We start from the raw sequence: 14,130 nt of genomic DNA on the forward strand, positions 1-14,130 counted from the left end.
TCCTTCGGGGGTTTGATAAATTATCAGCAACAATTCCGGAGGTCATCATGAAAAAGTGTGCCCTTTTTTTGATTGTTCTGATGCTGATAACCGTTTCGGGCCAGGCACAGGTTCCGTTTACGGTTTCTTCTTCGATCGGGGACAAGGCGGTCGACGTTCCGGTAAACACAACGCTGACTCTGACCTTTTCTGATGTGCCCGATCTGACTAAATACGAGAATGAATCCACTCACTCTCCGCTCGACTGGGTCTCACTCTGGTTCCAGGGATACGAAGGGGAAGGTTCACCCATTCTCAGCTGGGGACTTTCTGAGGACCAGAAGACGCTTACCCTTCAGCTTTCTCTGCAGACTGCTACTGTCTATGACCTGAGAATCTGGAATGCCATGAGCATCCACGGTCAGAATCTGACACCGCTCACAGTTCTCTTCACGACTGGCCCGGCCCTTCCTGCTTCGACCATTTCGGGGACGATCTCCGGACGTACTCCCGGAAAAATGAGCTGGGTTCTGATTTTTCATCAATCCCAGGATCTGTTTCTGACCGATATAAATTCCTATACGACCTATGTGCGGGGAAGTCTGATTGATGAGTCTGATGGTTCCTTTGAAATGAACCACATCCCCGATGGGGTTTACTATCTCCTTGCTTTTGAAGACCTGGATGGCAACGGTGAGATATCACCAGAGGAGGGAGACCGTTTATATATTCACGACACCGATCAGGATGGCATTCCAACCTGGCTTGCGGTTCAGAATCCGGGTTCTCAAACGGTTAATGGCACTTTTCTCTCAATGATAAAAACCGGCACATCGGTTTCCCGTACCCCGGCAGCCACAGTTGCCTCGGAATGGTCCGATCAGTCCCAGCTGATGTTAGTTGCTTCTGTCATGCCCTGTGATGAAAAAGGGGAAGCCGGTATGTGGTATTATCTGTATGGCGATTCGGCAAAAAAAGAAGTGTTGTCCCTGATTTACATGGGAAGTCAGCTGGCTTACCGTACCAACCTGGCCATGGACATGGGGGAAGAGGAACTGGAGTATTTCTTTCAGTCAGCCATTCATCCGGCCTGGAAAAACAGTGAAGACCTGATGCCGGCAGTAGATGCCGATTTCAGGAGCGGGGAGAATTATAATCCGGATGAACCGATCCGTTACCGTTGTCAGCTGGTGGGCTTTTTCTTTGGCGGATTGGTGCCGAAAACGGAATCCGGGTTTCTCTTCCCGGCCCTTGGCGAATTGCTGGCTGAATCGGTCCAACCCGGTCATCTGCCTTTTCCTGAAGACCAGCAGGCCTATCTGGAACGAGCCCAGGTTTCCAAAACGCTCTGGATGTTTAAAGCCAGTCAATTGGATTCTTCCTCAGATGAGTGGATGGATCGGGATTCCTGGATAGCTGGTGCCCTGACCGGAAACCTTCTGTCGGAAAAGGCAGTAACTGCATCCGAGGTCTTTCAGGAATTTGAAGCTGAACGGGCCATTCTTGAGATTCCCGAGTATCCTGTGTCGGTATTTGCACCAGGGTTAAAAGATGACGGAACCTGCATGAACTGGGGAATTGTCACCTGGGATCCGGTCGATCATGTTCACCGGGTGTATTTCTGCATGGGAACCCTCAGCATCAATCTACCCCTCGAATTTTTCCCGTGGACACCCTGGCTGGTTCATCAGAAAGCCCAACTGGAAGAGGAATGGTTGAATTCCGATGTGGTGACCATGATTGCCGATGCTTTCTATGAATCTGAAAATGGTCCGTTGCCCGAGTATGGTTTTACCCGATATGCCTCTCTGGTGGTGGAAAACCGGTTTTTCCCGGTGGATCGGAATCAGTACTGGATTTTCAGTTACGACCTTACCGAAAATTCCCAACGCACACCATCCAGCCAGATCAATCCGATTTTTCCGGGATTTACTTTCTTCATCAATTCAAAAACAGGTGTGATCCGGCATGATCCATTTATCGCCAGCACCGATAAACGATCCGATGCCATGGACAGTGCACAGTTATGGTCATCCGATGCAGTTCTCTACAGTATCGAATCGATCTCAACCATCCATCCCGATGGCAAGGCTCTGGGCTGGAGTTATCAGTTCATGCGGGCTGGAACACCCGATGGATTCAGGGTTCTGGTTTCTGGTGAATCGATGATGACAGTGCCCGTTAATCTCGATGAGTCGGCCGTGGCAGAAAATGATACTCTTTTGGGGGAATGGATGGAATCAGGCGAGTTACTGGAATTGCTGGAAACGGACTACGAGATCAGCGCGGACGAAATTATGAAGCTGGCATTGATTACCCTGAATGAATCACCCGTCTGGATGGTGGTAACCAATCCGGCCATTGAGGATCCGGCCGAACTTGGTACTGAGGATATTGAGGATATGATTCTTCTGCTGGATGCAAAAACCGGAACCCCACTGGATAAAGCGCTATTATCCGGGTCCGATGCCGTGGGATTACGGGCCTGGCAGGGATCACCCATCCGGATCAATTATGATCTGGAACTGGTGGCTATCTATGCCGACCTGGCAGAAGGACCTGTTGCAACCGTCTGGGCCTACCTGACCCGGTCTCCGCTGACCAGTGAACAGTTTCTTTGCTTTATGGCCGGTCCGGTAGCCATTCCTATCAATCCGCCTGTGTTCAAAGATGCCGTTGAACTGGTGGCAACCTATCCGGCCATTCCTCCCGGCTGGATTCCTCTATCCAAACTGGCCGATCAGTTCGAGCAATATCTGGAAACTCACCCGATCAGTTTTGAAATTGAACATGCATCGGCCATCCTGGTTAGTGGATCCATCATGGACATTCAGGTGCCAGAAGGGAAGACCTGGTGGTTCGTGGTGCTGGAGGGCGCCGAAAAAGATACGGTAATTGTTGTGGATGCTTTTTCCGGTGAGATGTATACCACGGTCGGTGACCGGCCCGGGCAACCTCAGCAGTTGGTTCTCGGGCAAAACTACCCGAATCCGTTTAATCCTGAAACCACCATTCCATTCTATCTGAAATCTGGCGGAAGGACCCGGCTGATACTTTATAACCTGCTTGGTCAACCCGTCCGGGTCGTTTTTGATCAGATTCTTCCGGCAGGTAATCATGAATGTCGTATTCAGGCCGGGTCACTTCCGACCGGAATGTACCTGATTGAACTGCGGCAGGGAACCCAGAGCGACCGCCGGAAACTGATGTTGCTGAAATAAGACCGGTCAGTCACCTGTTGAGGAACGGGTCGGAGCTCCGGCCCGTTTTTATTTCAATCAATCCCGATTTTAGTTGATTCCCGAACCATCATTCGGGATTTTTGCCGTACTTTTTATTTACACAGGTACTGAACTCATGGGACGTATTTTCGAAAAACGGAAACATAAAATGTTTGCCCGCTTTGACCGGATGGCCAAAGCATTTACTAAAATTGGAAAAGAAATCGTTATCGCGGTTAAACTGGGCGGACCCGATCCGGCCACCAATCCGCGGCTTCGCATGGCCATTCAGAACGCAAAAAGCGTCAACATGCCAAAGGACCGGGTGGAAGCTGCCATCAAGCGGGCTGTAGCGAAGGATACGGCCGATCTGCAGGAAGTGAATTATGAAGCATACGCCCCACACGGCGTGGCCATTTTTGTCGAAACAGCCACCGACAATCCAACCCGGACTGTTGCGAATGTAAGAATGCACCTGAACCGTGCGGGCGGATCGCTTGCAACCAGCGGTGCTCTCGATTTCATTTTCTCACGCAAAGGTGTCTTCACCATCCATGCAGCCGGACATAACCTGGATGAACTGGAACTCGAACTCATCGACTTCGGATTGGAAGAACTCATGACTGATGAGGAAAAGGTGATCATCTACACCTCTTTTCATGACTTCAGTACCATGCAAAAGGCACTCGAAGAACGGAAAATCGAGGTGATCAGCGCTGAACTTCAACGAATTCCGCAGACCACGGTTTCTTTGAATGAACAACAGGAAAATGAGATTCTGGAAATTGTGGAAAACCTGGAAGGGGACGATGACGTTCAGGCGGTTTATCACAACCTGAAATAATTGCCAGCCAAGATATTTAAAAAGGGGCCTAAAAAGCCCCTTTTTTGTTTATACCATTCGTTCGCCATCTTTGTTACATGAACCCCACCATTCCCGCCAACCCCCTCTCGTTACCCGAATTCAGATTTTTTCTGACTGCCCGTTTCCTCATCACCCTGGCCATTCAGATTCAGGCTGTGATCCTTGGATGGCAGATTTATGAAATGACCCGAGACCCCTTGTCACTCGGCCTTTCAGGCCTTGCAGAAGCCATTCCGGCCATTGGAATTGCCCTGGTTGCCGGCTACATCGCCGATCATCAGGTCCGCCACCGGATTGTGATCATCGGGTATACGGTGCTGTTTCTCTCTTCGGTTGGTTTTGTCATTTATTCGTTCCCATCCGTCAGGGAAGCGACAGGTAACAGTGTTGTCCCCCTGTATCTGATCATCGGTCTGACCGGTCTGGCCCGCGGACTGACCGGCCCCGCAATGTTTGGTCTGATGGCCGAAATTGTTCCTCAGCAATTGCTGGGCCGCGCCGCCGCCTGGAGTACCACAATCTGGCAATTGGCAGCCGTGGGTGGACCGGCCCTGGCTGGATTTATCTTCCTTATCCTGCACTTCACCGGTTCCTATCTTCTTGTTGCTGCATCCATCCTCTGCGGATTTTCGGCCATCCTGCTCATTCATGCGAAACCAAAGCCGGTTCAAACAGAAGGGGAGTCCCTGTTTTCTGGTCTGACCGCCGGACTAAAATTCGTCTGGAACAAGGATGTGCTGATCGCAGCCATGTCCCTTGACCTGTTTGCCGTTTTATTCGGAGGGGCCGTGGCGTTGCTGCCCATTTTTGCCAATGAAATTCTGCAGGTGGGTCCGGAAGGATTGGGGATTCTTAGGGCTTCACCTGCCATTGGATCCGCCATTGTGGCCCTGATCATGGCCAGATTTCCGCCGGGACGCGGAGCTGGTCGCTGGCTGTTGGTCTGTGTGGCGGGATTCGGTCTTACCATGATCGGATTTGCTTTTTCAACCTGGTTTTGGTTGTCGGTAGCGCTTTTGATTCTTAGCGGGGTGTTTGATGGAGTCAGTGTGGTTATCCGTGCAACCATCATGCAGGTTTATACACCCGGATCCATGAAAGGAAGAGTGTCGGCAATTAACTCCGTTTTTATCGGATCGTCCAATGAAATCGGAGCATTCGAATCGGGTGTGGCCGCCCGGTTGCTCGGTGTGATTCCCTCGGTGGTTTTTGGTGGAATCATGACACTGATTGTGGTGGGGGTAACTGCCGTGAAAGCCAAAAAACTCCGGAAATTGGATTTGTAGATCAATCTGAACCAGGATGGTCCCTGTTTGCATGTTTTTTCCCGGGGTCCGGTGTTTTCCTTCTTTATTTTTTAAAACAAAGTCCTTGATGTAGCAATAACTGCCATTTCTGTTTACAGGCGGATAATATTCACATATATCACGTATGATCAGAATAAAAGTGGTAACACTGCCTGAAAAAGTGGCTTAGTACGAAATAGTCTGCGGTTGACAGGTAAGGGGTTTTGGTCGTATAATTGTCCGTAGAAATTAAATATTCAGAATAATCTACGGATAGGTGCCGTTTGACACACTCCAGCCCACGCCTTGCCATTTCAGACTTTGTTGCCGTCGGTCCCGCCATCCGCTTTCCTGTTCTTTCTGTTTCTTCTCTGTGTTGTTGTTGTTGATTTCACGGTTGAACCCGTCATGAAACCGACTTTGTATGTCCGCATCAACCAGAAAAGAAAACAGAATAAACCATGTCACCCGAACAACTTGATACCCGGCTCGGCCCCCTGAATGCGAATGAACGAATAGCACTGGCTGCCTCGGTGATTCCCCACAGCGAATTGGCAGTTTCATCGGCTTTCGGTCCCTTCAGTGCTGCCTTCCTTCATTTGGTTACCCGTCAGATTCCCGATATTCCCGTTGGCTTCCTCGATACCGGCTATCATTTCACCGAGACCCTTTCATTCCGCGATGAACTGGCCAGCCGGTTATCGCTGAACCTTCAAATTATCAGACCTTCCATATCTCGGGCGGAATTTGAAAAGAAGGCCGGTGATAAACCATGGGATACCGACCATGAAGGTTGCTGCAAAGTAAACAAAGTCGATCCCATGGATGACTGGTTGAAAGGATTTTCGGCCTGGCTGAGCGGTATCCGGTCGAATCAGACTCAGAACCGTGCCGGTCTCGGATTTGCGGTTCTCAATTCACGCGGTCAGTTTAAAATCCACCCCATTCTCGACTGGACATCCAAACAGGTCTGGGATTATATCAATGAGCATCAGTTACCCGTTCATCCGCTCTTTTACAAAGGATTCACCAGCCTGGGGTGTGAACCATGTACGCACGTGGCCGGTCCGGGAGAGGATCGTTCAGGAAGGTGGAAGGGGTTAAAACAGGAGTGTGGTCTGCATATATGAAAACCAAATCGTTTATTCCCGGAACTGTGTATCTGACGGGTGCCGGCATCGGAAGTCCCGATCTGATCACCATCAGGGCCTGGCAGGCCATCCGGGCAGCCGATGTCATTTTATACGATGCATTGCTGCCTTCTGAATTGCTTGAGGAGGCCCGGCCGTATACTGAACTGATTTACTCGGGAAAACTGGCCGGCCGGCATTCCATGTCACAGGAAGAGATCAACCGGAGACTGATTCACCATGCCAGATCAGGCAAAGTGGTTATCAGGCTGAAAGGGGGAGATCCGATGATATTTGGCCGTGGAGGTGAGGAGGCACTGGCCTTGCTGGAGGCAGGCGTTCCGGTGGAAATCATTCCCGGTGTTTCCTCGCTTCAGGTATGTGCGGCCTCTGCAGGCATTCCGCTTACCCACCGGGGAATAGCCACTGGCTTCAGGGTGCTGTCGGGCGATCCTGGTTCTCTGAGCCGGCTGAATGCAGGAGACCTGTCCCGCTCGGAAGAAACACTCGTGTTTTTCATGGCCCGTGACCGGTTCCGGGTTATCATCGCTGCCTTGCTTGATGCAGGAATGGAAGGATCCATGCCGGTTGCCTGGGTTTCCGATGCAGGAGGGCCGTCCCAGACTGTTCAGATCGCTGAGCTGAAATCGGCTGAAAACCTGAATCCGGATCCCGATCAGCCCGGACTTCTGCTCGTGGGCCGAACGGTTTCCCTTCATTTCCAATTACCGGTCCCGGGAGAGGTATCGCATGCTGTATCCCATTTTCTATAAACTGGAAGGCCGGTTGGTGGTTCTGGTGGGTGGTGGAAAACTGGCCATCGAAAAACTGAACGGTCTATCCGGCACAGGTGCCCGACTGCTGGTCATCTGCCCCGATATACATCCCGAGGCGCTGGACCTCTGTCTCAAACTGAAGGGTATCTGGAAGAAAGAATCGTTCAATGGCCATTTTCCGGATGAGACCACCCTGGTGATTGCGGCCACCGATGATCCGGTGGTTAACGGGCAGGTCTTTCAGGAGGCACGAAGGAAAAAAATCCCCGTGAATGTGGCCGATCAGCCCGATCTGTGCGATTGGTACAATGGGGCGGTCATCCGTCGCGGATCGTTCACGCTCGCACTGTCGAGCAGTGGTGATGCGCCATCCTTACTGAAATGGATCCGGAAAGAATTGGATGAACAGATACCGCCCGATGAAGCGGTGTTTCTGGAGTCCCTGAAAATGATCAGGGATCAGATGAAGGAGAAGGGGTGGACTCCCGGCCAGCGTGCAGAATGGTTCACAGCCCGGTTTGAGGAATTAAAAAAGGCGGAGTGGGTTCATGAGTAAGGTAAATGTTGAAGAATTAAAACGGTCCAGCAACGGTCTGCGTGGTAACATTGTCGACGAAATGACCAATGGGGTCCCGAATGTCACCGATGAAACCTATCAGTTGCTGAAGTTTCATGGCATGTATCAGCAGGATGACCGTGACCTTCGCCGCGACCTGAAACAAAAAGGCGAGTTACCAGCCTATTCATTCATGCTCAGGTCCAGAATTCCGGGAGGAGTAATTACCCGGGAACAGTACCTGGCCCACGATGACATTGCTGACCGGTTCGGAAACGGAACCCTTCGGCTTACCACCCGGGAGGCATTTCAGGTCCATGGGGTGCTTAAAGGAGATGTAAAACCGGTTATTCAGGCGATAAACCATGCACTGCTTTCAACCATTTCGGCCTGCGGAGATGTGAATCGAAACGTGGTGGTCACCCCGGATCCGGCCGACAACCCGGTGAATCGTGAACTGCAGGCCCTCGCCATCCGGATTGCCAACCACCTGACTCCCAAATCGAGAGCATACCACGAAATCTGGCTGGATGAAGAACCTCAGTCGGGTGAACTGGAAGAGCCCATCTACGGAAAAACCTATCTGCCCCGGAAATTCAAGATTGGAATCACCAGAACCGGTGATAACAGCATCGATATCCTCACTCACGATATCGGCATCGTAGCCATCACCAATGGTGATACCATCACGGACTATCAGTTATATGCGGGTGGGGGATTGGGTAAAACCCACAACAATGAAGATACCTTTCCCCGACTGGCAGACCCGGTCGGAAGGGTGTCCCCCGATCTGGTTCTGAAGGCGGTTGAAGCAATGGTGATGGTCCAGCGGGATCATGGTAACCGTGAAAACAGAAAACTGTCCCGCCTGAAATATGTTCTGCACAACAAGGGCGTCGACTGGTTCCGCTCTCAGACCGAAAAAACAGGCGGTTTCCTGTTCCGTAATGCGGTTACTTTGCCACCGTGGCAGTTCCGTTCCTGGTTTGGATGGACGCCCCAGGGAAACGGATTGTTTACGCTGGGATTGTTCGTTGAAAATGGCCGTATTCACGATTCAGGTGATTTCCGGCTGAAAACAGCCCTGAAAACCATAGCAACGACCCTCTCATGTTCTTTCAGGATTACTGCCACTCAGGATCTGCAGATACGGGATGTGACACCTGCCCAGCAGAAGGTGGTGGAAGTTATTTTAGCTGATCATGGCATTCGTCTTCCCGACACCATTGCACCGCTGAGACTTCAATCCATGGCATGTCCGGCGTTACCAACCTGCGGATTGGCCATCAGTGAAGCTGAACGGGTTTTTCCTGATATTATCACTGAACTGGAAGGCATTGCGAAACAGGTTGGCCTGGAATCCCTCCCGGTGGTGACCCGGATGACCGGGTGTCCCAATGGATGTGCCCGGCCGTATACGGCCGAACTGGCCTTTGTCGGACGCAGCGGAACGAAGTATGAAATCCACGCCGGCGGGTCGCCGGGTGGTGACCGGTTGACCACCGTTATTCACCCTGGGCTCGATCAGTCTTTATTTAAACCGTTTTTTACGGAGTTGTTTACACGTTTTGCTGACAATCGTCAGGCCGGAGAGTCATTCGGTGATTGGGTGGTAAGGCAAGGAGAGTGGTGATAGGCTGGAAGGATTCAGGAAAGGGAAGCTGAAGGCCCTTTCCTGTCAATTGCGCCTGTCAGTTTGCAGGGATTTCTTCTTCCCTAACCGAGGGAAGCCGGAAGAAAAAGGCGGCCCCTTCACCTTCCTTAGATTCTGCCCAGACGGTACCGCCATGCGCTTCCACAGCGAATTTTACAAAGGTCAATCCGATCCCCGATGACTTGACGCCCTGTACATCGTCCTTCTGATTGATCTGGCTGAATTTTCCGAAAAGATCCTTGATCTTATCTTCTGGAATACCAGCACCTTCATCTTTCACATAAAGAACTGTACTGGTTCCTTCGGTCCGTGCTCCGATCCAGATCCGTTTATCTCTGCTGCTGTATTTCAGCGAGTTGGATAACAGATTGATGAACACCCGGGTAATCAGTTCCTTATCGATCGGAAGGGTGATGGCCGGATCAAATTCCCGGATCAGGGTCATATTTTTCTTTTCAAGCCCAAAACCGATCCGGTCGATGACATGATCAATCAGATCACTCATGGTTACCGGTGAAACCTGTAGTTTGGGGGTGCCGTTTTCGAAACGGTAAACATCCAGAATGTTGAGAACCAGGGTAAGCATGTTGTTGCCAGCCTGTTGGATGCTTCTGGTGAACTGAGTCAGGCTTTTGGTATCAATTTCCGGTTTTGCAAGTTGTTCCTCGGCCATTTTGGCATAACCAATCACCAATCCAAGCGGATTTTTGAGGTCATGCACAATCATGTTCGAGACTTCTTCCCTGATTTTCTGAATTTCCTTCAGTTTCAGACTTTCTGCTTCCAGAATTTTTCGCTCAGCATCCTGCTTGAACTTTTCTTCCTGCATCCGGATCTGTTCGGCCGTCAACTCTTCGATCCGGTTTAACTTTTTCTGCAGTTCGATGGCCAGTTCCCGGTTCTGACGGTCGGTCCGGTAGGCATTCAGCGCATTCTGAATGGTGATTTTCAGGTCGTTGACATCCCAGGGTTTGGTGATGTAACGGTAGATATTGCCTTTATTGATCGCCCGGATAATGGCTTCAATATCAGAAAACCCGGTAATGATGATCCGGCGGACAAACATGTACTCTTCAGCAATGGATTCCAGGAACTCCACGCCGGTCATATCCGGCATTCGCTGGTCGGTAATGATCAGATCAATCTCATGTTGTCTGAGTAACTCAATTCCCATCCGTCCCGAGGTGGCTGTGTGAACGATGTAATCCCGACGGAAAATGGCCTTAAAAGAGGTCAGGTTGAATTCTTCATCGTCAACGTAAAGGATCGTGTATTTGCCGTCCTGCATGTAGGTGTCTGGTTACTCGCTGTGTTTGGGAAGTGAAATAACAAAACCAGTTCCCCTGCCTGGTTCTGAAACCACCTGAATGGTACCATTGTGGTTCTTAATGATCGAATAAGTGATCGAAAGCCCCATCCCGGTTCCTTTACCCACTTCCTTGGTCGTAAAGAACGGATCAAAAATACGGTTTTGTATGGCTTTTTCAATACCGGGACCGTTGTCCTGAATGGTGATCACAACGGTAGATGGGGTATCGTTGGTGGTAATTTCAATCCGGCCATCGGGGCGACCTTCAAGCGCCTGGATTGCGTTCATCAGTAAATTCATGAAAACCTGGTTCAGCTGACCGGGGAAGCAGGAGATGGTTTCGATGTTCCCGTAAAACCGGACCAGTTCAATCTTACCCCGTTCAATTTCCTTGCCCAGAATTCGGATGGTTGATTCAAGTCCCTCGTGAATGTCATATATTTTCTTGTCTCTTGAATCACTGCGGGAAAAATTCCGGAGACTTTTCACGATTTCGGCCGTCCGCTGTGTTCCCGACTCAATACCAAGCAGCAGGACATTCAGTTCTTCGAACAGTTCCTGTGGGTTGACCCGCCGATCGAGGGTTTCAATTTCGCTCACAGCCTGGGCGATCCTTTGCTTCCGTTCAGAATCCGGGCCGGTTTCACGCATTAACTGGTACAGGACTTCAAGGCTTTCCATGTATTGCCTGAGGTCTTCCACATCTTTGCGCAGTGGTTCGATGGATGAAGAGATAAAATTGACCGGGTTATTGATTTCATGTGCCACGCCGGCGACGAGCGTTCCCAGTGAGGCCATCTTTTCTGATTGAATCAGGTGTGCCTGTGACAACCGCAGCTGTTCATAACTTTCAGAAAGTTCAATGGTCCGGTTCTGAAGTTCAGCGGTTTTTTCCCTGATCCGTTCTTCCAGGACCCGGTTCTCATGTTCCAGACGTTTTCCCCACAGAATGACAAAACCATAAATGGAAATTCCTGCAAGGGCCAGATAAATCAGATAAGCCATCGGGGATCTCCAGATGGGTGTATCGACAGAAACCGGCACCGTCAGTCCGGGTTGATACCACGTTCCGTGGATGTCGGTTCCCTGAATCTGAAGCTCGTACTGGCCGGGAGTAAGGTTGGTATATGACAAAAAACGCCGGTTGCCGGCGGGAATCCATCCGGCATCATATCCCTTCAGCTGATACCTGAAACGGTTTTTATCTGCATTGATAAACTCGAGCAGCGAAAACTCCACTGAAAAGTCATTGGTCCCGGCGGGAAGTCTGATTTCAACTGGTGAAAGACGGGGAAGTGGCTGGGACGATCGTCCTACAGTTAATGAAGTCAGAACCAATCGGGCTGGTTCAGGGTTGCCTGTGAAAGTGGCAGGATCGAACAGGTTAATTCCATTGATTCCACCGAAGAGAAACCAGTTTCCGGTACTGAAATAGGCTCCTGTATTGAATTCCCGGCTTTGAAGCCCATCACTGACATCGAAATTGGTCAGAACAAAACCGGTATCGGTCGGACTGAGCAGGGTAAGTCCCGAATTCGTGCTGACCCAGATCCGTTTCCGTGAGTCGCTGAGGATACCATAAGTAATATTATTGGAAAGTCCATCGCTCTGTCTGAACTGATAAAACCGATCAGCAGCCGGGTCGAAATAATTCAAACCATCCCGGGTTCCGATCCAGATACGACCGTAACTATCCTCATGAAGTCCCAGAATAAAATTACTGTTGAGTGAATGTTGTTCCTCACTTGCCATATACCGGTGCAGGAAGGGCGTTCCGGGACGCATTCTGATCAGTCCATGTCCATAAGTTCCAATCCATAACTCACCCTGCCGGCTGGCCAGAATGGTGATGAGGTCATCCGTCGGAAAGGGATGGTCAACCGAACCGGTCGAATAACGTGTCACTGTCTTTGACCCCTGTTGGAATGCGTACAATCCGCTTCCAAAGGCTGTGACCCAGGTAGTTCCCTGTTTATCGGTGGCAATTGACCGGATTCGCTTACCTTTCAGCAGTCCGGCAGCGGGGTGAAAGGCAGTGCCGGGAAGAATACGGGCAGACGGAAAATGATAAACATACAATCCATCGTATGTGCCTAAAAGAAGTGAATTCTTGTCAGGTAGCTGGGATAGGGCCAGAATTTCTGAAGAAGGCGTTGCGGCAGAAGGATACAATCGACGGATCGTATTGGCCCGTGTATCGATTTCCATCAGACCATCACCAAAGGTTCCCGCCCAGATTTTTCCGCTTTCCCGATTGGCAAAAATCGAAACCACCGAATTGTTATGTGTCGATTGATCACGGTAATGGGCAAAGCGGATGGCCGATTCACTGATTTTGCTTACCCCGCCCGAGTAGGTCCCGATCCAGATGTTTCCCCGGCTATCCTCAAGAATATCTCTGATATGCTGATCATTGATGGTCGATGGATCATTGGTCCGGGGTGTAAAATGATGCAATTGCTGGTTGACCGGCGACAACCGGTACAGCCCGGTCCCGTTGGTTCCAACCCAAATACGGTTCCGGCTGTCCCTGTATAAAACCGAAATCCTGGCTGCTGCAAGGTCAGTGATTCTTAGCGGGTGTGGGGTCGGATGCGGGAGTCCGGTTTCCGGATTGAGCAGAATTAATCCGGATTCAGTTCCAATAAGAAGCAGGTCATTCTGGACAAGCAGGGAGGTGTTGACCGGTGCAGCTTCTCCGGTCTGCTGACCGGGGCCTGGCCAGATCCGTTTATTCAGTCCGGTGACAGGATCATATTTCCAGATTCCGCGTTTTTCTGTGGATACCAATACCTGCCCGCCCGGGAGTTTTTCCAGAAACGTCACCGACTGTCCGGGCAGAAAACTGATCGGGGAGGGAAGTAAGGTGCGTGTATCCCATCTGACTAAACCATGATGCCTGGTTCCCGCCAGAATGGTGGTATCATTCAGTTGAATCAGTGTGTTGATAAATTCGTCTGATGGTGGCTCATTTCTGCCATTCTGGATGGTTAACCGTCTGACCGAATCGGAACGGCCGGCAATCAGACCGATTCCTCCGCCAAAGGTTCCCACCCAAATCCGGTTTTGCGGGTCGGTTAACAAACATCTGATGTGATTGTTTGGAAGGGAAAAGGTGTTGGCAAACTCGCGTCTGAGGGTTTGAAAACGGTAGCCATCGTAACGGTTGAGACCATCCTGAGTGGCCATCCAGATAAAACCGGTCGTATCCTGACAGATATCATTGACCGAATTTTGTGACAGACCCGATTCAACAGAATAGACGGTCAGGGGTGGTTCCTGCAGTTGAGCAGATCCCGCGGTCGGGAGCAGAGCCGCAATGAAAAGCAGAAGGAGGAGCCGGTTGAAAATCAA

The 14,130-nt window shown here is 50.6% G+C and carries 10 protein-coding genes; 7 read left to right on the forward strand and 3 right to left on the reverse strand.

The features are described 5' to 3' along the window. The first annotated feature begins 47 nt into the window (after positions 1-47). The 3 genes from HUU10_05595 to HUU10_05605 all read left to right on the forward strand — a co-directional run bounded on the left by HUU10_05595 (position 48) and on the right by HUU10_05605 (position 5,351). Complete coding sequence (locus HUU10_05595) at positions 48-3,200, forward strand: T9SS type A sorting domain-containing protein (protein NUQ81067.1); 3,153 nt, start codon at positions 48-50, stop codon at positions 3,198-3,200. Between the two features lie 136 nt (positions 3,201-3,336). Then, positions 3,337-4,044 carry a YebC/PmpR family DNA-binding transcriptional regulator gene (locus tag HUU10_05600; protein ID NUQ81068.1) on the forward strand — a complete coding sequence of 236 codons (708 nt, stop codon included), beginning with the start codon at positions 3,337-3,339 and terminating at the stop codon, positions 4,042-4,044. A gap of 77 nt (positions 4,045-4,121) precedes the next feature. Next, positions 4,122-5,351, forward strand: a complete 1,230-nt coding sequence (locus HUU10_05605; protein ID NUQ81069.1) for an MFS transporter — start codon at positions 4,122-4,124, stop codon at positions 5,349-5,351. Between the two features lie 267 nt (positions 5,352-5,618). Here the strand turns inward: HUU10_05605 and HUU10_05610 are convergent, their stop codons facing one another. Further along, positions 5,619-5,819 (reverse strand): hypothetical protein, encoded by a 201-nt coding sequence (locus HUU10_05610; GenBank protein NUQ81070.1) that lies wholly within the window; start codon positions 5,817-5,819, stop codon positions 5,619-5,621. On the opposite strand from HUU10_05610, the gene HUU10_05615 reads away from it, so the two are divergent. From HUU10_05615 to HUU10_05630, 4 genes are read left to right on the forward strand one after another with little or no spacing between them, the layout of a single operon-like run. Continuing rightward, positions 5,813-6,481 carry a phosphoadenylyl-sulfate reductase gene (locus HUU10_05615; GenBank protein ID NUQ81071.1) on the forward strand — a complete coding sequence of 223 codons (669 nt, stop codon included), beginning with the start codon at positions 5,813-5,815 and terminating at the stop codon, positions 6,479-6,481. The two genes, HUU10_05610 and HUU10_05615, sit on opposite strands and share 7 nt — an antisense overlap. Continuing rightward, positions 6,478-7,254 (forward strand): uroporphyrinogen-III C-methyltransferase, encoded by a 777-nt coding sequence (gene cobA, locus HUU10_05620; GenBank protein NUQ81072.1) that lies wholly within the window; start codon positions 6,478-6,480, stop codon positions 7,252-7,254. Before HUU10_05615 ends, cobA begins: the two co-directional genes overlap by 4 nt. Further along, positions 7,232-7,813, forward strand: coding sequence for a bifunctional precorrin-2 dehydrogenase/sirohydrochlorin ferrochelatase (locus HUU10_05625; GenBank protein ID NUQ81073.1), 582 nt, complete (start codon positions 7,232-7,234; stop codon positions 7,811-7,813). Before cobA ends, HUU10_05625 begins: the two co-directional genes overlap by 23 nt. Continuing rightward, the gene (locus HUU10_05630) at positions 7,806-9,446 is read left to right on the forward strand and encodes an NADPH-dependent assimilatory sulfite reductase hemoprotein subunit (protein ID NUQ81074.1); all 1,641 of its coding nucleotides are present in this window, start codon (positions 7,806-7,808) and stop codon (positions 9,444-9,446) included. Before HUU10_05625 ends, HUU10_05630 begins: the two co-directional genes overlap by 8 nt. 58 nt (positions 9,447-9,504) lie before the next feature. Here HUU10_05630 and HUU10_05635 read toward each other — a convergent pair whose 3' ends face one another. Further along, positions 9,505-10,755, reverse strand: coding sequence for a response regulator (locus tag HUU10_05635; GenBank protein ID NUQ81075.1), 1,251 nt, complete (start codon positions 10,753-10,755; stop codon positions 9,505-9,507). A gap of 12 nt (positions 10,756-10,767) precedes the next feature. Beyond that, a complete protein-coding gene (locus tag HUU10_05640) occupies positions 10,768-14,130 on the reverse strand; it encodes a GHKL domain-containing protein (protein NUQ81076.1) in 3,363 nt (1,120 codons plus the stop codon).

Source organism: Bacteroidota bacterium (assembly GCA_013360915.1).
In the GTDB taxonomy this organism is placed as follows: domain Bacteria; phylum Bacteroidota; class JABWAT01; order JABWAT01; family JABWAT01; genus JABWAT01.